This window comes from Variovorax sp. EBFNA2 (assembly GCF_033802765.1).
In the GTDB taxonomy this organism is placed as follows: Bacteria; Pseudomonadota; Gammaproteobacteria; order Burkholderiales; family Burkholderiaceae_C; genus Variovorax; species Variovorax paradoxus_H.
This window is the reverse complement of the sequence record NZ_CP138497.1, coordinates 612,659-632,464: the sequence shown is the minus strand read 5'-3', so window position 1 is coordinate 632,464 and position 19,806 is coordinate 612,659. Positions and strand designations below refer to the sequence as shown.

Below are 19,806 nucleotides of genomic sequence, written 5' to 3'. Positions count from 1 at the left end.
TGTCAGACCTTGGCGTGGATCGGAATCGTGCGGCGCTTGGCGCCGCCGAACAGGCTGGCCTCGGAGCTGCCGTCGGAGCAGCCGTTGCCGAACGAGAAGCCGCAGCCGCCCTTCATGTCGAAGGTGTTCTCGGCGTACTCGCGGTGCGTCGAGGGGATCACGAAGCGGTCTTCGTAGTCGGCGATGGCCATCACCTGGTACATCTCCTCGACCTGCGCCGCGCTCAGGCCCACTTGCGCGAGCACGGCCGGATCGGCGAAGTCGTCGACGTGCTTGCCGCGCTGGTAGGTGCGCATGGCCAGCATGCGCTCGAGCGCACGGATCACCGGTTCGGTGGCGCCCGCGGTCAGCAGGTTGGCCAGGTACTGCACCGGAATGCGCATCTGCGTGACGTCCGGAATCGCGCCCTTGGCGCCCACGTGGCCCGCGTTGGCGGCCGCGGTGATCGGCGACAGCGGCGGCACGTACCAGACCATCGGCAGCGTGCGGTACTCGGGGTGCAGCGGCAGCGCCACCTTCCACTCCATCGCCATCTTGTAGACGGGACTCTTCCTCGCGCCTTCGAGCCAGGCCTCGGGGATGCCGTCGCGCCGCGCCTGCGCGATCACTTCCGGATCGTGCGGGTCGAGGAAGATGCCGAGCTGGGCTTCATAGAGGTCCTTCTCGTCCGGCACGCTGGCCGCTTCCTGGATGCGGTCGGCGTCGTACAGCACCACGCCCAGGTAGCGGATGCGCCCGACGCAGGTTTCCGAACAGACAGTCGGCTGGCCGGCCTCGATGCGCGGATAGCAGAAGATGCACTTCTCGGCCTTGCCGCTTTGCCAGTTGTAGTAGATCTTCTTGTAGGGGCAGCCCGAGACGCACATGCGCCAGCCGCGGCACTTGTCCTGGTCGATCAGCACGATGCCGTCTTCCTCGCGCTTGTAGATCGAGCCCGAAGGGCAGGAGGCCACGCACGCCGGGTTCAGGCAGTGCTCGCACAGCCTGGGCAGGTACATCATGAAGGTGTTCTCGAACTGGCCGACCATCTCCTTCTGCACCGCGTCGAAGCTGGCGAGGTTGGCGTCCTTGCTGCGCTTGGCGAACTCGCCGCCGAGGATCTCTTCCCAGTTGGGGCCCCACTCGATCTTCTCCATGCGTTTGCCGGTGATCAGGCTGCGCGGGCGCGCCGTCGGCGGCGCCTTCATCGTGGGCGCCGACTGCAGGTGCTCGTAGTCGAAGGTGAAGGGTTCGTAGTAGTCGTCGATCTGCGGCAGGTTGGGGTTGGAGAAGATGCGCATGAGCAGGCTCCACTTGCCGCCCTGGCGCGGCTCGATCGAGCCGTCGGGCTTGCGCACCCAGCCGCCCTGCCACTTGCCCTGGTTCTCCCATTCCTTGGGGTAGCCGATGCCGGGCTTGGTCTCGACGTTGTTGAACCAGGCGTACTCGACGCCGGGACGGCTGGTCCAGACGTTCTTGCAGGTGACCGAGCAGGTGTGGCAGCCGATGCACTTGTCCAGGTTCAGGACCATGCCGATTTGCGCGCGTATTTTCATCGTGGGTACCTCGTTCAGGCCGCCGTCGCGGCAGCGGTGTCCGCGGGCTCGTCGAGCCAGTCGATCTTGTTCATCTTGCGCACCACCACGAACTCGTCGCGGTTGGTGCCGATGGTTCCGTAGTAGTTGAAGCCGTAGCTGAACTGCGCGTAGCCGCCGATCATGTGCGTGGGCTTGAGCACGATGCGGGTCACCGAGTTGTGGATGCCGCCGCGCGTGCCGGTGATCTCGGAGCCCGGCGTGTTGATGATCTTTTCCTGCGCGTGGTACATCATCACCATGCCCGGATTGACGCGCTGGCTCACCACCGCGCGCGCCGCGATGGCGCCGTTGATGTTGAACAGCTCCACCCAGTCGTTGTCCACGATGCCGGCGCTCTTGGCGTCGTCCTCCGACAGCCACACCACCGGCCCGCCGCGGTTGAGCGTGAGCATCAGCAGGTTGTCGGTGTACGTCGAGTGAATGCCCCACTTCTGGTGCGGCGTGATGAAGTTGAGCTGGATCTCCTTGTTTCCGTTGCTGCGGATGTTGTGGATGTCCTTCGTGGTCTTCAGGTCGACCGGGGGTCGGTAGACCGCCAGGCTTTCGCCGAACGCGCGCATCCATGGGTGGTCCAGGTAGAACTGCTGGCGGCCGGTGAGGGTGCGCCAGGGGATCAGCTCGTGGACGTTGGTGTAGCCGGCGTTGTAGGAGACCTTCTCGCTCTCGATGCCGCTCCAGGTGGGCGAGGAGATGATCTTGCGCGGCTGCGCCTGGATGTCGCGGAAGCGGATCTTCTCGTCCTCGCGGTAGATCGCCAGGTGCGTGTGGTCGCGCCCCGTCTGCACGCCCAGGGCCTTCCACGCCTTCACGGCCACATGGCCGTTGGTCTCGGGCGCCAGCTGCAGCACGACCTCGCAGGCGTCGATGTCGGTGTCGATGCTCGGCATGCCCTCGGTGGCGCCCGGCTCGGTGACGCGGCCGTTCAGGTTGCCGAGTTCGTCGACCTCGAGCTCTGTGTTCCACCCGATCCCCTTGCCGCCGTTGCCGATCTTCTTGAGCAGCGGGCCCAGGGCGGTGAAGCGCTTGTAGAGGTTCGGATAGTCGCGCTCGACGACCGCGATCTGCGGCGCGGTCTTGCCAGGGATCAGCTCGCATTCGCCGCGCTTCCAGTCGGCCACGCCGAAGGGCTGCGCCAGCTCGGCGGGCGAGTCGTGCATCAGCGGCGTGAGCACCACTTCCTTCTCGACGCCCAGGTGGCCCGGGCACAGCGCGCTGAACGTGCGCGCGAAGCCCTTGTAGATCTCCCAGTCGCTGCGCGCCTGCCAAGCCGGGTCGACCGCGGTCGACAGCGGATGGATGAAGGGATGCATGTCGCTGGTGTTCAGGTCGTTCTTCTCGTACCAGGTGGCGGTCGGCAGCACGATGTCCGAGTAGAGGCAGGTCGTGCTCATGCGGAAGTCGAGCGTCACCAGCAGGTCGAGCTTGCCCTCGGGCGCCTTGTCGTGCCAGACCACCTCGGTGGGCTTGGCGTCGTCGGGTCCGAGGTCCTTGCCCTGCACGCCGTGCGTGGTGCCCAGGAGGTGCTTGAGGAAGTACTCGTGCCCCTTGCCCGACGACCCCAGGATGTTGGAGCGCCACACGAACATGTTGCGCGGCCAGTTCGACGGGTGGTCGGGGTCTTCGCAGCTCATGCGCAGCGTGCCGTCCTTCAGCGCGCGGGCCGTGTAGGCGGCCCCGTCGAGGCCGGCGGCCTGCGCGTCGCGCGCCACCTGCTGCGGGTTGGTCTGCAGCTGCGGCGCCGACGGCAGCCAGCCCATGCGCTCGGCGCGCACGTTGTAGTCGATCATGGTGCCTGCGAAGGCGGCCTTGTCGGCCAGCGGCGACAGCACTTCCTCCATGCCGAGCTTCTCGTAGCGCCACTGGTCGGTGTGGGCGTAGAAGAAGCTCGTGGAGTTCATCTGCCGCGGCGGGCGGATCCAGTCGAGCGCGAAGGCCAGCGGGGTCCAGCCGGTCTGCGGGCGCAGCTTTTCCTGGCCCACGTAATGGGCCCAGCCGCCGCCGCTCTGGCCGATGCAGCCGCACATCATCAGGATGTTGATGACGCCGCGGTAGTTCATGTCGCTGTGGTACCAGTGGTTCATGGCCGCGCCGATGATCACCATCGACTTGCCGTGCGTCTTCTCGGCGTTGGCCGCGAACTCGCGCGCCACGGTGATGACCTGGTCGCGCGGCACGCCGGTGATCTTTTCCTGCCAGGCCGGCGTGTAGGGCGCATCGTCGTCGTAACTGGCGGCCGCCATCTCCCCGGGCAGGCCGCGCGCGACGCCGTAGTTGGCGGCCTGCAGGTCGAACACCGTGGCGACCAGCGCGGTCTGGCCTTCCGCGCCGAGCGCAATGGGTCGCACCGGGACCGTGCGCACCAGCACATCGGTCTGCGTGTTGTTCGGAAAGTGCTCGTTCTCGATGCCGCCGAAATAGGAGAATCCGACCCGCGCCGTCTGGCCGGCCTCGCCGGTGCCGTCGAGCAGCGACAGCGTGAGCTTCACGTCGCTGCCATGCTCCGCTTCCTTGGCTTCGAGGTTCCACTGGCCGGCATCGGCGCGGCCGTCCGCACCCCAGCGAAAGCCGATGGCGCCCTGCGGCACCACCACGCGGCCGTCCTCGGCCAGCGCGACGGTTTTCCATTCGGGGTTGTTGGGCTGACCGAGGCGGTCGTCGAAGTCCGAGGCTCGCACGTAGCGGTCGGGCACCAGGACCTCTTCGCCCGAGGGCAGGGTGTGCGCCTTGAGCATCACCAGCATCGGCAGGTCGGTGTAGCGGCGCGCGTAGTCGTCGAAGTACGCGGTGCGCTTGTCGAAGTAGAACTCCTTGAGGATCACGTGGCCCATGGCCATGGCGACCGCGGCGTCGGTGCCCTGCTTGGGATGCATCCACAGGTCGGACAGCTTGGCGACCTCGGAGTAGTCGGGCGTGATGGCCACCGTCTTGGCGCCCTTGTAGCGGACCTCGGTGAAGAAGTGCGCGTCCGGCGTGCGCGTCTGCGGCACGTTGGAGCCCCAGGCGATGATGTAGCTGGAGTTGTACCAGTCGGCCGATTCCGGCACGTCGGTCTGTTCGCCCCACACCTGCGGGCTGGCCGGCGGCAGGTCGCAGTACCAGTCGTAGAAGCTCATGCACACGCCGCCGATCAGGCTCAGGTAGCGGCTGCCCGCGGCGTAGCTCACCATCGACATGGCGGGAATCGGCGAGAAACCGATGATGCGGTCCGGTCCGTGGCGGCGGATGGTGTGGATGTTGCTGGCCGCGACGATCTCGTTGACCTCGTCCCAGCCCGCGCGTGCGAAGCCGCCCAGGCCGCGCACGCTCTGGTAGCTGCGGCGCGTGGCCTCGTCCTGCACGATCGAGGCCCAGGCCTCGACGGGCGCGAGCGTCTTGCGCGCTTCGCGCCACGCCTTGAGCAGCGCGCCGCGGATCATCGGGTACTTCACGCGGTTGGCGCTGTACAGGTACCAGCTGTAGCTGGCGCCGCGGGCGCAGCCGCGCGGCTCGTGGTTGGGCATGTCCCAGCGCGTGCGCGGATAGTCGGTCTGCTGGGTTTCCCAGGTGACGATGCCGCCCTTGACGTAGATCTTCCACGAGCAGGAGCCCGTGCAGTTCACGCCGTGCGTGCTGCGCACGATCTTGTCGTGCGCCCAGCGCGTGCGGTAGGCGTCCTCCCAGGTGCGGTCTTCGCCTGTGACCTGGCCATGGCCTTCGGCGAAGGATTCGCGCGGCTGCGCGAAGTAGGTGAGGCGGTCGAGAAAGTGGCTCATGGTGGGGTCTTTTGTCTTGTGTGCTTGAGGTGGGTCAGCAGGGCATCGGCGCGTTCTTGCGGCTGTAGTTCCACCAGGTGATGGCGATGCAGATCAGGTAGAACGCGACGAAGGTGTAGAGGGCGGCATCGGGTGTGCCCGTCAGGCTGATCGAGGTCCCGTAGCTCTTGGGGATGAAGAAGCCGCCGTAGGCGGCCATCGCGGCCGTGAAGCCGAGCGTGGCGGCGCCTTCGGTGTTGCCCTCCTTGGTCGCGCGGGCCACGGCGTCGGGGTTCTTCGCATCGACGCCGCGCATCGCCTGGTTCAGGAAGATCACGGGGATCATGCGGAAGGTCGAGCCGTTGCCGATGCCGGTGGTCAGGAAGAGCACGAGGAACATCAGGAAGAAGCCCGTGAAGCTGCCGCCGGCCCCGCCCTGGGGAAGGAAGTGCAGCACACCGAGCACGGCGAGCGCCATCACCACGAAGTTCCAGAACGTGACCCGCGCGCCGCCGAGCTTGTCGGCGAGCCAGCCGCCGAAGGGCCGCACCGCCGCGCCGACCAGCGGGCCCAGCCACGCATAGGACAGCGGATTGACGCCGGGGAACTGGCTCTTGATGAGCAGCGGGAAGCCGGCCGCATAGCCGATGAACGAGCCGAAGGTGCCCAGGTACAGCACGCACATGAGCCAGTTGTGCTTGCGCTTGAAGATGGCGGCCTGCGTGGCGAAGGAGGCGCGCGCGTCGGCGATGTCGTTCATGCCGAACCATGCGGCGAGCGAGGTCAGCGCGATCCACGGGACCCAGATGAAGGCGGCGTTCTGCGTCCAGGTCTGCACCGCCTGCCCGCCCTTGGTGATCGTCTGCGGATCGCCGCCGAACACCCCGAAGACGCCCGCCGTCACGACCAGCGGGCTGAGGAACTGCACCACTGACACGCCGAGGTTGCCCAGGCCCGCGTTGACGCCGAGCGCCGACCCCTTGCGCTCCTTCGGGAAGAAGAAGCTGATGTTCGCCATGCTGGAGCTGAAGTTGCCGCCGCCAAGGCCGCACAGCAGGGCCAGCACGAGCATCGTCGTGTAGGGCGTGGTGTTGTCCTGCACTGCGTAGCCGATGCCGATGGCGGGGATCAGCAGGCTGGCGGTCGAGATGGCGGTCCAGCGGCGCCCGCCGAAGACGGGCACGATGAAGGAATAGAAGATGCGCAACGTGGCGCCCGACAGCGCGGGTGCGGCCGCGAGCCAGAACAGCTGGTTGGTCGAGTACGCGAAGCCGAGGGCCGGCAGGCCGACGGCGACCACGCTCCAGACCTGCCAGATCGCGAAGGCCAGGAACAGGGCGGGGACGCTGATCCAGAGGTTCAGCTTCGCGATGGCCTGGCCCTCGCGGTCCCAGAACTCCTTGTCCTCCGGCGTCCAGATCGACAGGACGCGGCCGCGCCGCGCGCGCGGGGCCGAGGCGGTGGTGCTTGTGTGCATGATGTGTTCCTGCGTGCCCGGTTCAGCGGGCGAACGTTGGTGCGGCGGGCGCATCCTTGCCCATCACCGCGGTTTGACGCACTTCCGTGAAGTACATCCAGATCAGCGACACCCATACGACCCCGTAGAGCAGCATGAAGGCGCTGGAGCGAATGCCGGTGAGATCCATCAGCGCGCCGAACATGATCGGCAGCACGAAGCCCCCGAGACCGCCGGCCAGGCCGACGACGCCGCTGATCGCGCCGATGTTCTTCGGGTAGTCGTCGCTGATGTACTTGAAGACGCTGGCCTTGCCGAACGCCATGGCGATGCCGAGCACGAACATCAGGCCCGTGAAGGCGTAGACGTTCAGGCCGATGTGGAAGGTACGGGGACCGTCGACGGTGGCCACCGTGAGATCGGTCTGCGGATAGCTCAGCAGGAACAGGCAGATCCAGCAGACCCACAGCACCCACCAGGTGACGCTGTGGGCGCCGTACTTGTCGGAGAGCCAGCCGCCCACGGCGCGCAGCACGCCGCCGGGCAGCGAGAAGCACGCGGCCAGCAGCGCGGCGACCCGGATGTCGAGGCCGAACTCGCCGACATAGAACTGCACCATCCACAGCGACAGCGCGACATAGCCGCCGAAGACGATGCTGTAGTACTGACAGTAGCGCAGCACGCGCGGATCGTTCAGGGCCTTGAACTGCTCGGCGAACGAGACCGAGCCCGCGCTGTGGTGCGACGGATCGGTGGCGCTCAGGAACCAGAAGAGCAGCAGAGCGCCGAGCATGATGGCGGCATAGACCTGGGGCACCATGGTCCAGCCGAAGGCCACGAGGATGGCGGGTGCGATGAACTTGTTGACCGCCGCGCCCGAGTTGCCGGCGCCGTAGATGCCCATCGCGAAGCCTTGCTGGCTGCGCGGGAACCAGCGTGCGACGTAGGGCGTGCCGACGGAGAAGGAACCGCCCGCCAGTCCGATGACGAGGCCCAGCGCGAGGAACTGCCAGTACTGCGTTGCGTACGACAGCAGCCAGATGGCGGGGATGGTGAGGCCCATGACCCAGGCCATCACGATTCGCCCGCCGAAACGGTCGGTCCAGATGCCCAGCGGCACGCGCACGATCGAGCCGCTGAGCACCGGCATCGCCGTCAGCAGCCCGAACTCCGTCGCGTTGAGGTTCAGCGCCTTGCGGATCGGGATGCCGATGACGCCGAACATCATCCACACCATGAAGCAGGCCGTGAAGGCGAGCGTGCTGACGCCGAGCACGCGCCAGGCGCGCGCCGCAGACCGCACGGGCGTGACCGGGGAACTTCGATCGGGTGTTCTTTGGGGTATGGCGTGCGGCTGCACTGGGGATCTCCTGGTCATGTGCGCCGAGCTTAGGGAGGGCGCTCTCGGGCGGTCTTGATGTAGATCAACGGACCGCGGGGCGCTGATCCGATGCAACGCGCGGCCGTGCACGACAGGCTGAATCGGCGTCAACGACCGCGCCGTGCGGATAGACCGGGGCATGCATCGGCGAAGCCTCGGGCCCACCGGCGGTGCGGAAGCTTGACCTTCGTCAACACGCCGGGCGCGCAGGCGTCCTACCGTGCGGGGTTTCCACCTGATGCGGCGCGCTTGCGCCCAGCCGCGCCCGCCATGACCACTGACCATCCCATTGCGCCAGCCGCTGACACCGCCGACGACGCGGACCAACTGATGGCGTCGCTGCACCGGTGTGCACTCAGGCCGCTGCGTCTGGGCGGGCGCGAGCTGCTGCCGATCGTCCAGGGCGGCATGGGCGTGGGCGTGTCGGCGCATCGGCTGGCGGGCAGCGTGGCGGCGCTCGGTGCAATGGGCACGATCTCGTCGGTCGACCTGCGCCGCCACCACCCCGACCTGATGGCCCGCACGCGCGATCTGGCCCCGGGGGCGGCGGCGACCCAGCGCGCCAAGGACGACATCAACGCGGCCAATCTCGAGGCGCTGGCGCGCGAGATCGGCGCGGCGCGCCAGCGCTCGGGCGGGCGCGGCCTGCTCGCCATCAACGTCATGCGCGCCGTGGGCGAATACGCGCCGTCGGTCACGCGCGCCCTCGAGTGCGGAATCGATGCGGTGGTCGTCGGCGCCGGCTTGCCGCTGGACCTGCCGGAACTCGCACAGGACCATCCCGATGCGCTGCTCGTGCCGATCTTGTCGGATGCACGCGGCGTGCAGCTGCTGGTGCGCAAGTGGGAACGCAGGAAGCGCCTGCCCGACGCCATCGTGATCGAGCATCCGCGGCTCGCCGGCGGCCACCTGGGCGCCGCGAAGATCGCCGATCTGGCCGACCCGCGCTTCGACTTCGAGAACGTCATTCCCCAGTCCCTCGCATTCCTGAAGGCAGCAGGCATCGAGAAGGAGATCCCGCTGATCGCGGCCGGCGGCATCCGGCGGTTCGAGGACATCGCGCGCGTGCAGGGGCTTGGCGCCGCCGCCGTGCAGCTCGGCACGCCCTTTGCGGTGACGCTGGAGTGCGATGCGCATCCCGAGTTCAAGCGCGTGCTGGCGCAGGCGCGCGACGAGGACCTGGTCGAGTTCACGAGCGTGGCCGGCCTGCCGGCTCGGGCGGTCGCGACCCGGTGGCTCCAGAGCTACCTGAAGGCGGAGGCGAAGCTGCAGAGCGTGGCGCATGTCAAGCCACGCTGCACGCTCGCATTCGACTGCCTGGCGCAGTGCGGCCTGCGCGACGGCCTTGCCACCTGGGGGCAGTTCTGCATCGACACGCAGCTGGCCGCCGCGCTGCGCGGCGACGTGAAGAAGGGCCTGTTCTTCCGCGGCGTCGGCGAGCTGCCGTTCGGCGAGCAGATCCGCAGCGTGCGCGAGCTGCTCGCGCGCCTGCTGACGCGCCCTCAGGCCGCGCCCGCGTTCGGCGCGAAAGTGGGCTGAGCGGCAGGCGGCGCCGAGACCTTGCCCCGGCGCGACATCCGACCACCTGCATCACCGGCCCGCGCCATGCCCCACGACCTGCCCAACGTCCTTCCAACGCCGCGTGCACTTCTGAACGATGCGCAAGGCTTCGGCACAGCGATTCTCCTGGTCGGCCTCGGACTGGCCATGCTGCGCAGCGCCCAGCTGCTGACCGGCGGCGTCCCGGGCCTGGCGTTCCTGACCACCTATGCAACCGGATGGCCGCTCGGATGGACTCTCGTCGTCGTCAACCTGCCATTCATCGCGTTCGCGTGGCGGGCGTTCGGAGCGCGCTTCGCCGCGAAGACCGTGATCGTCGTCGCGGGCCTCTCCCTGGCGGTCGAAGGCATCGGCCGCGTGCTCAGCGTGCAGGCGGCGCATCCGCTGTTTGCGGCGGTCGCCGGCGGGTTGCTGATCGGCGTCGGTCTGCTGATCCTGTTTCGCCACGGCGCGAGCCTGGGCGGCTTCGGCGTGCTCGCGCTGTTCCTGCAGCGCAGGTGCGGATGGAATGCCGGCACCGTGCAGCTGGCCTGTGACGCGGCGGTCGTGGCGGCGGCCTTCGCCGTCGTCGAGCCGGGTCGCGTCGTCTATTCGGTCATATCGGCCGTGATGGTGAACCTGGTGCTGATGTGGAACCATCGCCCCTGAAAGAGCGCGGCGGCACGCCGCCGGCAGCCGCGCCGTCTGGTTGAGCCATGTCAAGAAGCTGCCGCGCGGGCGCCGGTAGCCTTGCGGTCTTCATCATCACAGGAGATCGCATGGCTGTTCTGGACCGATCCGGCGCACTGCGGCTCGGGCTGCCCTTCATGGACCGGGCGTGCGAGGCGTTCACCGAACTGTTGGCGCGGGTCGACGATGCCGACGACGCCCGGCTGCAGGCCGCCTGGCGCGACCTCGTGGACTTCGCGGCGGAGAGTTTCGCGCGCGAGGACGTCTGGATGCGGGCGACGGGTTTTTCCTCGCGCAGGGAGCACGCCGTCCAGCACCGCGTCGTGCTGGAGGTGATGCGCGAAGGGTCGCTGCAGGCCGCCCGAGGCCAGCTGTGGCGGGTGCGCGAGATGGCGCGTCAACTGAGGGACTGGTACGGCAAGCATGTCCAGGGCATGGATGCGGCGTTGGCCTTCCACCTGCGCGGCGCGCGGTCCGCTCCCGCACCGACCGAGATGCCGGCGGCCATGCCGCGAAGCACGCGGTGGCCGCGCGGGACGGCGCCGGAACCAGCCGCCTCGCGCTGAACCCTCGAAGCCAGAGACGCACTGCTGGATCCGCTTCGGCGGTTCGCCCGCACCCTTTGCACAGCGCGGTGGATACGACACTGGTCCCGTGTATCTCAGGGACGATGGCGCGCAGGACGAACCGGACGTATTGGTCGCTCGAGATGACTATCCCATGGAGAATTGCCACGTCGTCAGGACACAGCCAACGACCTCGGCCGATCGAGCCCTCGGGCTGTCATCGCTGCTGCGGTTGATCAGCGGACCCAGTGGGGAAGGCGCCAACTGCCGTACCTTGGTAGGCCGATAGCTGCCATTCACCCGCCCGACGAAACCAGACCGCGAGATACGTGGCCTCGATCCGCCGGACCTCGTGAAGGCGTTGCACTTCGGCCCGCATTCGCGCGCCAATGAGAGCTGTGTCTTCGGTCACGGTCGCGTGCATGTCGTCGAAGGAGAGTGCAAGGTACGTGATCGCGCGCTCGCGCACCTTGTGCAACAGGCTTTCACGCGTGTCGCACACGCCTGTCGAGTGGACATATCGAAGCTCCGGTGCGAGCAGGCGCCCAAGCGCGTCGGCGTCGCCCCTCAGCATCGCGCGCCGACGCGCGTCTTCGAGTGCCAGCGCCTCGACGGCGGTCATGCGGCTATTCCGCGCGAACAGTGTTGCGAAGGATGCCGATGGCGTCGACCTCGATCTCCACAACGTCGCCGGGCTTCATCCAGACCGGAGGCGTGCGCTTGGCGCCCACACCGCCCGGCGTGCCCGTCACGATCACATCGCCCGCAGCCAGCGGCATGAAGGCGGAGATGTGCGCGATCTGCCGCGGAATGCTGTGGATCAGCTTGTCGGTCGTGGTGCGCTGCATCTCCTGTCCATTGAGACGCGTGACGAGCGTCATCACCTGGTCGTCGGCGATCTCGTCGCGCGTGACCATCCACGGGCCGAAGCCGCCAGTGCGCCAGAAGTTCTTGCCTGCGGTCCACTGCGGCGTGGCGGTCTGCCAGTCGCGGATGCTGCCGTCGTTGTAGCAAGCGTAGCCGGCAATGTGGTCCCAGGCCTCGGCCTCGGCGATGCGGCGGCCGCCCTTGCCAATGACGATGGCGATCTCGCCTTCGTAGTCGAGCTTGCTCGACTCGGGCGGCATCACGATGTCCTCGCCATGCGCAACCTGCGATTCGGCGACGCGCAGGAAGAGCGTCGGCTTCTCCGTGATCTCGCGCCCCGTTTCACGCACGTGGTCGCCGTAGTTGAGCCCCACGCACACGATCTTCCCGGGGTTCGGAATCACGGGCAGCAGCTGTACCTCGCTCAGCGGCAGGGTCGCTGCGGCCTGGCCCGCGGCAGCGACCGCTTCGGACAGCAGGTCCGCGGCGATCAGCGCCTTCAGGTCGGGCGCGCGGGCGCCGAAGACCTCGCGCAGGTCGGCGACCCGGTCGCCGAACACGGCGCCGTAGCTGTCGATGCCGTTGTACTGGTAGCTGATGAGTTTCATGGTCTGCCTTCGTGAGTGCGTGGTGGGTTGAATTGATCTATGCCAGTCGACCTCCTATGCGCGCGGCGCCTTCGGTGATCAGATGAACCATCTTGTCGACGTCGACGATGGAAAGACGCGAAGTGTCGAAAACCAGCGACAGCGCGGCCCATGCGCCTCCGTCGACCTTGGGGATAGGGGCCGCCACGGCCGCAAGCTGCGGCTCCAGTTCGCCGATGGAGACGTAGTGCCCCGCCTTGCGGATCGCTGCGAACTGCTTGCGGAAATCGCTCCAGTCGCCGGGCAGCCCGCCGCGCACCGCTTCGTCGCGGCGCGCGTCGAAGATCTTCCGAAGTTGCGCAGGAGGCAGCGCGGCAAGCAGCACCTTGGGCGCCGCACCCTGGAACGGCGGGCGCGGCCGGCCCCGGCCGTACGCGAGCGTCGCGGGCGTGCTGCCCATCTCGCGATGCGTGTCGAGCACCTGCGGTCCGAACAAGGCCGAGACCACGCAGTCGAAACCCGTGGCGGCCACCAGCTCGCGCATCACCGGCATGCCTTCGCGCAGCACCGGATCCGCCTTGCGGATGTAATGGTCGAGCAGGATGATGCGCGGCCCCAGCGCATAGTGCGAATCTTCCACGCGCTGCAGCAGGCCGGCTTCGAGCAGCAGCCGCACGTAGCGGTAGCCCGTGGGCAGCGACACGTCGAGCGCCGCCGAGATGTCTTCCGCCGTGCGTGTCAGGTGCCTGTCGTCGAAGAGGTCCAGGACGCCGAGCATTCGGCCCAGGCTGGACATGGATTTTTCCGGCACGCGAATTCCTCCGAGATGTCATGGTGCGACGGGGAGGTATTGCGAGATGCGATCCAGATCGAACCCCGTGCGCGCGACGCCGACGATATATCGGTCAGGCCGCAGTATCACCGCATGGGCTTGGTGCGATTGGAGCCAGTCGCGCAGCGCCGCATCGGGGCGGTCGATCACGATCGCGCCGGCGCGGCGCCAGCGCTCGGCGGTGGCCGGCGCGGCCGATGCCAGGGCCGGTGCGTGGCCGATGACGGCGCTGCGCCGGCCGAGCAGTTCGTCGAGCAGGCGGCCGTCGTCCAGGCGCGGCTGCGGAAAGGGGCGGCCCGCCAGCGCACCGGGCGTGGCATCGAAGGCGCCTGCGCCGAGCACCTGCGGCGGCAGCTCGAAGATCTCGGGCTCGCCGGTACGGAACTTCGCGTCGCGCTCGGCGGCGAGTGCGGGGTCCGTGGTCTGGATGATGTTGCCCAGCCGCACCGCCAGTTCGATCAGCGCACGCACGTGCGGCGCGCGCTCCGACTCGTAGGTGTCGAGCAAGGCGGCCGGGGCGCGGCCCTTCAGCACAGCCTCGAGCTTCCACGCCAGATTCGCGGCGTCGCGAAGACCCGCACACATGCCCTGCCCAAGGAAAGGCGGCGTCTGGTGGCAGGCATCCCCGGCCAGCAGCAGCCGGCCGTTGCGCCAGCCCTCGGCAATCACCGAATGGAAGGTGTAGATGGCGGCGCGCTCCAGCCGTGCCTGGTCAGGCCGCACCCAAGGCGCGACCATTGGCCATAGCGATGCGGGCTGCACCATCGCCTCGCGGTCGTCGCCGGGCAGCACCATGATTTCCCAGCGACGCCGGTTGCCGACCACGTTGCAGTAGGTCATGGGGCGGGCGGGGTTGCAGTGCTGCACGGTGTGAAGCGGCAGCTCGACGTCTTGCTCAAGCACCACGTCGAACACGAGCCAAGGTTGCTTCAGGCCGAGATCGACCATTGCGCTGCCCATGCGCCGGCGCACCGGCGAGCGCGCACCGTCGCAGCCGACGGCATAGCGCGCGCGCACGGTCGAGACGCGGTCCGCCCCGGCTTCGCGCACTTGCAGCGTGGCACTTTCTGCGTCCTGCTCGATGCTCAACACTTCATGGCGCAAGCGGACGTCGACGTTGGGAAAGCGCGCGAGCCCGTCGCGCAGCACCGCTTCCAGTTGCGGCTGGTGAAAGTAGTAGTTGTTCGCGCAACCGTGCGGCCCGAGCGCGGCCGTGCCGCCGCGGATGAGCATGGTTTCGCCGGCAGCGTTGACGAAGTGCATGCCCTGCTCGCCAGGGCGGGAGATGCCCAGCGCTTCGTCGCGCAGCCCTGCAGCCTGCAGGATCCGCAGCACCTCGCCATCGAAGTGAATCGCGCGCGGCAACGGGAAGATGCCGGCCTCCTTCTCGAGCACCACCACGGAGAGGCCGGCGGCGCCCAGCAGGTTGGCGAGCGTGGCTCCGGTCGGACCCAGCCCGACGATCGCCACGTCGTACCGGTCGCTTGACTCAGCCACGCTGGTCTTTCTCCATGCGGCGCGCCACCTCGGCCTGCCACTGCGCCCGGCTCATGAACCTGGGAAAGCGCTTGGCGATCGCCTCGGCCCGCGACAGGATCACCTCGTCGGGCTGCGACAGGTCCACCGGTTCGCGCAGCGGCTGTTCGCAGTACCAGGGCGTGTCCATGAACAGCTCCAGCCGGTTGCCTTCGGGATCGCGGCAATACACCGACACCGCGTTGCCGTGCGTCACCGCCAGCATGTCGTGTGCGCCTTCTTCCAGCAGCCGGTCGTGGAACCGGCGCAGCGTGCCGATGTCGGGCACGCGAAAGGAAATCTGGTTGACCACGTTGAAGCCGAGCTCCGCGGGGCGGCCCGTGGCCAGCACCAGCTGATGGTGCTCGCGCGGGTCGCGGCTCAGGAACACCAGCTGCACCGTGCCCAAATCCCCTGCATCGGTCTGCGTGAAGCGCAAGGCCTGCTTGTAGAAGCGCGCCATCCGCGGGAGGTCGGCCACGTACAGACCGATGTGGCTGAACTGAAGATCCGAGGGGGTATTTTCCATTGCGTCGATGTCTCTTGGCGAGAAATGGTTGCGGGCAATCAACTCCGATACCTAGAAATCATATAGAAATTATCGTATTTTGACAATATGACGTATTTCACTAACATTCGAGGACGTGCTGACCGCACGCATTCCCAAAAGGAGACAAACCGATGAGAGTTCTGAACATGCCCTTGCGCCGCTGGCTCACCCTGGCCGCGGTCGCTGCCGCGTCGGCTGGCGCCGCGGCCCAGCCCGACTACCCCGCCAAGGCGGTGCGCATCATTGCGCCGTTCCCCGCCGGCAGCGGCCCCGATGCCAATGCCCGGGAAATCGCCGCGGAGCTCACCAGGATCCTGGGCCAGACCTTCTTCGTGGAGAACCGGCCGGGGGCGTCGAACATCATCGGCACCGAGGTCGCCGCAAAGGCGCCAGCCGACGGCTACTCGCTGTACATCGGCACGACGAGTTCTCTCTCGGTTGTGCCGCACCTGTATGCCAAGCTGCCCTTCAACGCCGAAAAGGATTTCGCGCCGGTCAGCCTGTTGGGCGTGCTGAACACCGGCCTCGTCGCCACGCCGGGTGTTCAGGCGAAGGACGCCCGCGAGCTCATCGCTGCGCTCAAGGCCCGGCCCGACTCGGTCGCGGTCGGGACGGCAGGCATCGGCAGCTACTCGCACCTGTCGGCGGTCTGGTTCAACAACGCCGCGGGCGTGAAGACCAGCCTCGTGCCCTACAACAGCAACAGCCCCTACACCGACCTGCTCGCCGGCCAGGTTCAATTGATGTTCGACGGGCTGCCCGCGGCGGCAAGCCACATCCGTGCGGGCAAACTCAAGCTGCTCGCCATCACCGGCAAGGAACGGCATCCGAGCTTTCCCGATGTGCCCACATTCGCGGAAGCTGGACTGCCCGGCTATGCGCCCATCGCGTGGCAGGGCATCCTCGCGCCCGCCGGAACGCCCAAGGACGTGCTGGAGAAACTGAGCGCCGCGATGCAGAAGGCCTGCCAGTCGCCAGAACTTGCGAAGAAGTGGCGCGACTACGGCGGCGAGCTACGCTGCAACACGCCCGCTGAGTTCACCGCCTTCATCGATGCGGACCGCGCGATGTGGGGCAAGGTGATTCGCGAAGCCAAGGTACGGTTGGATTGAGTTCACGACCAGATCGCAGAGAGCCCACCTCGTGCGGGCTTTTTTCGTGACGGCTGCTACGGTGACACGCAGATGTGGCTCCATTGGTAGTCATCGAGGCGCATCACGCCGGATAGCGAATCCGGCGACCGCGGGACCTGTACGAATGCTGGCAGCGCTGAAGGCGCTTCGCCGGTGCCCTCACCACCGGACCCGCATGCCCACCGTCGCGGTGAGCGAACTCTTCACGCGTGCGCCGCCGCGGGGGGCACCGGCTTGTTGGGGCGGAGATCGAGACACTGCGATCACGGCTCCCTATGTAGCTTCCCGTGCCGCCACGGTGTTTCGCATCACCGAGGAGCGCGATGCCGAGCTCGGCCCGATGGGGGATGCCCGAACTCAACATGGCGGCACGGCCTGAACAGCCATCGCCTGTCTCACCTACTCGCTAATCAGCGGGACGCTGCTTAGCCGCGAGCCGCCCCCAGGTGGTCGAGCGCCTGGGCCTGCTCCGCCTGAGTGCCCCCGATAACCAGGTCTTCCCAATTCCCGCCTGCGCCATAGATGCGCAGTGCGATGCAGTTCAGCGTTCCGTGCTCCGCTTCATGCAGGAGTTCGCGCAGCGTGGCGATTGCGGCTTCGTTGTCGAGGACGGCACCTGTTCGGGTCATTCTGGAAATCCAAGAGTGGAGCTCACAACGTACGAAACGTGAGCGCGACGCTTTGTCAGACGAACTCGTTTCAGGGTGCAACCTCTGGAAACTACCTAGTATTCCCTGTTCGTAACAGCCGGTACGATTAATGTGAAAGTTTCACATTTATTGGATCTATGACAGATTTAAATTCTTCGTCCGGAGAACTGGGGGAGCGGATTGCCGTGCTCAATGCCGTCTTGAGCCGGGTGACCATGGACGCGGAGTGGCTGCGCGAGGAAGCGCAGCGACTGCGAGCCCGCCGCGCAAAAATTCGGCTCGGCAACCGGAAGCCGCTGTGGTTCCTGATGCGACTGAGACACGAGCAGCTTCCGATTTGCGTCGTCGAACCCAGTGAGATCCGGTACGTCTCGGTACTCGCCGCGACAGGCCTCATCGAAGCCCAGATGGGCGCGTTCCCAGCGTCGGGTCGCTACGCCGCCCCCACGCTGGCGACGGTCACCCGCATCACGGAATACGGTCGCGCCGAGATTGCAAGGATCGGCGAACTGCCCAAGCCCATTCCCTCGTCGGTGCAACTGGCGCGGGGCCCACGGCTGCTGTGAGCGAAAGCGCTGAAACTTCCCGATGCGCAAGTGCTGCGGCAGCACATGAGAATGGATCACATTTTGGAGTCGCTATGAAATTCCCTCTACGCCCGTTGGCCCTTGTCGCCCTTTTAGCTGGCAGCCTGGTCGCTCCTGCAATAGCAGACCCGCACAAAGACGAAAGCGGCCACGGCCATGGCAAGCGCCACGGAAAGCGCGAACACAAGGAAGAGTACTGGGATGGCCGCTGCAAGGTCGAGCGCAAGTGGGAGAAAAACGGCGAATACAAGGAGGAGCGAAAGTGCAAGGAACGCTCCGCACGCCCGCGGCAGTATGACGGCGCCTACCATGCCGCGCCCCCGCCCTCAGAACACCCGACCGTGGTCATCCAGCCCCAGATCGTCATTCGACCCTAAGCATCGGCGCATCAACGACGGGAGGCTGGTCAGGGGTCGTCCAGGCAAAGCGCTGCGGCCTAAGAGCCCTTTGGGGCGACCTGCTGCTCAAGCGCCTCGTTCACAGACCTCAACTTTTCCTCTGCGGCCTTGAGCTTGTCCTTGAGCTGGTCTGTTTGCTCGATGGCCTGTCCGACGTCGGGGTGCAGGGTTTCTTTCGGCACTTCGCTGTCCAGCACCGCGTGGACCACGGAGAGATCCTCCGCGGCTTCCTGGACCGTTTCGGCAACCTGCTTGTTCTTCTCGATTACCTTGGTCAGATTCGCGGCATCTTCGGGGGGCGGAAGCGTGGATGAGGAACGGGTCATGACAAACCTTTCAGTCTGGAGTCGGATGTTAGCCGGCACATGGGGGACGACTCAGCCGCTGCCGCGGGTTCAAGCTTTAGGCCTACACACGATGCCGAACCGGAACGTATAACCGTTCACAGCCAGCAATCTATCGCAACAAGTCAGGCGCAACGCCGCTCCAACGTCATGTCGCTCCAGACGGTTCTCATCGAGGACAGCAACACCATCCGAGAGGCGTTGGTCCCGGCACTGGCTGATCTTGCGGATGCAGAAGTTGTCGCCGTCGCAGAGACTGCAAGCGAGGGGATCGCCGTTCTCGAAAGGCTCGGGGAGACTTGGGACTTGGCCGTGGTGGATCTCTTTTTGCGCGAGGGCTCGGGCCTCACGGTACTGCGAACCTGCCAGCAGCGTGCTTCGCACCAGAGGATGGTCGTCCTGACGAACTATCCAACCGAGGAAATGCGTCGTCGCAGTCTGGAGTTGGGCGCCGATGCTCTGTTCGACAAGTCAAACGAGCTCGACCAGTTTTTTGAATGGTGCCTTCGGGGAGACACGCCGAAGCCGGGCAGCTCATTCCCGCCCAGGCTATAATTCATTACACCCGAACCAGGTTTTGGGTTTTGACTGGCCAGTCAAGCCGAATCTCACACCGGCGCGTCGAAGTCACTGCGACGAGAAAAACTACAAGTGGCTTCCGCAAGTGAAAATTTGCCGTAACCGTGGACCGCGTGAGAGTTCACGACCAAATTCAAAGCCCGCCTCGTGCGGGCTTTTTCGTGCTCACGCTCAGGCAGGCAGATGGTGCGCAACCTGGGCATGAACACGCATGACCCGCCCGGAGATCCCGGCGCCGGCCTACTCCTCGGCTCGCCTGTATGGCCGATAGTCCTGTAGCCTACCGGAGATCACATGGAAAACGGCGATGTCGAGCGCGATGAAGAGAAGTGCCACGCGCGAGCGGAGTTCAGGCGCATCGCCGTCGAGCTCGGCTTGCTGGAAGCCGGCAAGCCGATGGACGCGGCACTGCTTGAGTACGGCTTTCGGGTGGCCGAGTTGTGCGCCGTCATAGGAGACTCGTACGCTGTTGTGGACCAAGGAAGCCCGGGAGATCACATTCGCACGCGGTACGTTCTCTGGAAGCCGTACCGCGGCAGCTTCAATTCCGCATGAGGGCGTAGCGCCTAGGCCGACCCGTGTCGGCAACCTGCTGCTGGCGGCTCAAATTCCAGCTTTAGCGTCCGCGAACTCGGGCCCGTGGCATGGCTTGAGGTACCTGGTACGGCAATGCAGATGCCTGTGGCCTGGTTTCGAGCCACAGGTTTGCCGAAGGTGGGTGGGTGTGCGGATTGAGGGGCGCTCCTATCGACGCATCGCCTGCTGCCGGCTTGGCTCGGCAAAGCAACAAGTGGTGCGGTGAAGCGTGACTTGGCGCCGTGCTG

19 protein-coding genes are annotated in these 19,806 nt (G+C 66.6%); 8 read left to right on the top strand and 11 right to left on the bottom strand.

Annotated elements, in window-relative coordinates:
* Nucleotides 1-2: 2 nt before the first annotated feature.
* The 4 genes from narH to RZE79_RS33395 are packed head-to-tail and all read right to left on the bottom strand — an operon-like array spanning nt 3 to nt 8,109.
* Nucleotides 3-1,535 (bottom strand): nitrate reductase subunit beta, encoded by a 1,533-nt coding sequence (gene narH, locus RZE79_RS33410; RefSeq protein WP_319361694.1) that lies wholly within the window; start codon nt 1,533-1,535, stop codon nt 3-5.
* Nucleotides 1,536-1,549: 14 nt separating this feature from the next.
* Nucleotides 1,550-5,329, bottom strand: coding sequence for a nitrate reductase subunit alpha (locus tag RZE79_RS33405; RefSeq protein ID WP_319361693.1), 3,780 nt, complete (start codon nt 5,327-5,329; stop codon nt 1,550-1,552).
* A 34-nt stretch (nt 5,330-5,363) separates the two neighbouring features.
* Nucleotides 5,364-6,785, bottom strand: coding sequence for an MFS transporter (locus tag RZE79_RS33400; protein ID WP_319361691.1), 1,422 nt, complete (start codon nt 6,783-6,785; stop codon nt 5,364-5,366).
* Between the two features lie 22 nt (nt 6,786-6,807).
* Nucleotides 6,808-8,109 carry a nitrate/nitrite transporter gene (locus RZE79_RS33395; RefSeq protein WP_319362388.1) on the bottom strand — a complete coding sequence of 434 codons (1,302 nt, stop codon included), beginning with the start codon at nt 8,107-8,109 and terminating at the stop codon, nt 6,808-6,810.
* 366 nt (nt 8,110-8,475) lie between these two features.
* Between RZE79_RS33395 and RZE79_RS33390 the strand changes: the two genes are divergently transcribed.
* From RZE79_RS33390 to RZE79_RS33380, 3 genes are all read left to right on the top strand, one after another.
* The gene (locus RZE79_RS33390) at nt 8,476-9,684 is read left to right on the top strand and encodes a nitronate monooxygenase family protein (RefSeq protein WP_319362387.1); all 1,209 of its coding nucleotides are present in this window, start codon (nt 8,476-8,478) and stop codon (nt 9,682-9,684) included.
* Nucleotides 9,685-9,750: 66 nt separating this feature from the next.
* Nucleotides 9,751-10,353 carry a YitT family protein gene (locus RZE79_RS33385; RefSeq protein ID WP_319361689.1) on the top strand — a complete coding sequence of 201 codons (603 nt, stop codon included), beginning with the start codon at nt 9,751-9,753 and terminating at the stop codon, nt 10,351-10,353.
* Between the two features lie 110 nt (nt 10,354-10,463).
* On the top strand, nt 10,464-10,940 hold the full coding sequence (locus tag RZE79_RS33380; RefSeq protein WP_319361687.1) for a hemerythrin: 477 nt from the start codon (nt 10,464-10,466) through the stop codon (nt 10,938-10,940).
* A 217-nt stretch (nt 10,941-11,157) separates the two neighbouring features.
* On the opposite strand, the gene RZE79_RS33375 is transcribed toward RZE79_RS33380, so the two are convergent.
* From RZE79_RS33375 to RZE79_RS33355, 5 genes are read right to left on the bottom strand one after another with little or no spacing between them, the layout of a single operon-like run.
* A complete protein-coding gene (locus tag RZE79_RS33375) occupies nt 11,158-11,562 on the bottom strand; it encodes a nuclear transport factor 2 family protein (RefSeq protein WP_319361685.1) in 405 nt (134 codons plus the stop codon).
* A gap of 4 nt (nt 11,563-11,566) precedes the next feature.
* Nucleotides 11,567-12,415 (bottom strand): fumarylacetoacetate hydrolase family protein, encoded by an 849-nt coding sequence (locus RZE79_RS33370; RefSeq protein WP_319361683.1) that lies wholly within the window; start codon nt 12,413-12,415, stop codon nt 11,567-11,569.
* Nucleotides 12,416-12,452: 37 nt separating this feature from the next.
* Nucleotides 12,453-13,205 (bottom strand): IclR family transcriptional regulator, encoded by a 753-nt coding sequence (locus tag RZE79_RS33365; RefSeq protein ID WP_319361681.1) that lies wholly within the window; start codon nt 13,203-13,205, stop codon nt 12,453-12,455.
* An 18-nt stretch (nt 13,206-13,223) separates the two neighbouring features.
* On the bottom strand, nt 13,224-14,723 hold the full coding sequence (locus tag RZE79_RS33360; RefSeq protein ID WP_319361679.1) for a bifunctional 3-(3-hydroxy-phenyl)propionate/3-hydroxycinnamic acid hydroxylase: 1,500 nt from the start codon (nt 14,721-14,723) through the stop codon (nt 13,224-13,226).
* Complete coding sequence (locus RZE79_RS33355; protein WP_319361677.1) at nt 14,716-15,270, bottom strand: VOC family protein; 555 nt, start codon at nt 15,268-15,270, stop codon at nt 14,716-14,718. The genes RZE79_RS33360 and RZE79_RS33355 overlap by 8 nt, the downstream gene beginning before the upstream one ends.
* A 152-nt stretch (nt 15,271-15,422) precedes the next feature.
* On the opposite strand from RZE79_RS33355, the gene RZE79_RS33350 reads away from it, so the two are divergent.
* Nucleotides 15,423-16,403, top strand: a complete 981-nt coding sequence (locus RZE79_RS33350; protein WP_319361676.1) for a tripartite tricarboxylate transporter substrate binding protein — start codon at nt 15,423-15,425, stop codon at nt 16,401-16,403.
* A 446-nt stretch (nt 16,404-16,849) separates the two neighbouring features.
* On the opposite strand, the gene RZE79_RS33345 is transcribed toward RZE79_RS33350, so the two are convergent.
* A complete protein-coding gene (locus RZE79_RS33345; protein WP_319361674.1) occupies nt 16,850-17,053 on the bottom strand; it encodes a hypothetical protein in 204 nt (67 codons plus the stop codon).
* 206 nt (nt 17,054-17,259) lie between these two features.
* Here RZE79_RS33345 and RZE79_RS33340 point away from each other — a divergent pair, with 206 nt between their 5' ends.
* Nucleotides 17,260-17,640, top strand: coding sequence for a hypothetical protein (locus tag RZE79_RS33340; RefSeq protein WP_319361672.1), 381 nt, complete (start codon nt 17,260-17,262; stop codon nt 17,638-17,640).
* 74 nt (nt 17,641-17,714) lie between these two features.
* Entirely contained in the window at nt 17,715-18,038 is a 324-nt protein-coding gene (locus RZE79_RS33335; RefSeq protein ID WP_319361670.1) for a hypothetical protein, read from the top strand.
* Between the two features lie 59 nt (nt 18,039-18,097).
* On the opposite strand, the gene RZE79_RS33330 is transcribed toward RZE79_RS33335, so the two are convergent.
* Nucleotides 18,098-18,385, bottom strand: a complete 288-nt coding sequence (locus RZE79_RS33330) for a hypothetical protein (RefSeq protein ID WP_319361668.1) — start codon at nt 18,383-18,385, stop codon at nt 18,098-18,100.
* Between the two features lie 168 nt (nt 18,386-18,553).
* Here RZE79_RS33330 and RZE79_RS33325 point away from each other — a divergent pair, with 168 nt between their 5' ends.
* Both RZE79_RS33325 and RZE79_RS33320 read left to right on the top strand, forming a co-directional pair.
* Nucleotides 18,554-18,958: a response regulator transcription factor gene (locus RZE79_RS33325; RefSeq protein ID WP_319361666.1), complete on the top strand. Its 405-nt coding sequence runs from the start codon at nt 18,554-18,556 to the stop codon at nt 18,956-18,958.
* A 318-nt stretch (nt 18,959-19,276) separates the two neighbouring features.
* A complete protein-coding gene (locus RZE79_RS33320) occupies nt 19,277-19,537 on the top strand; it encodes a hypothetical protein (RefSeq protein WP_319361664.1) in 261 nt (86 codons plus the stop codon).
* Nucleotides 19,538-19,806 lie beyond the last annotated feature (269 nt).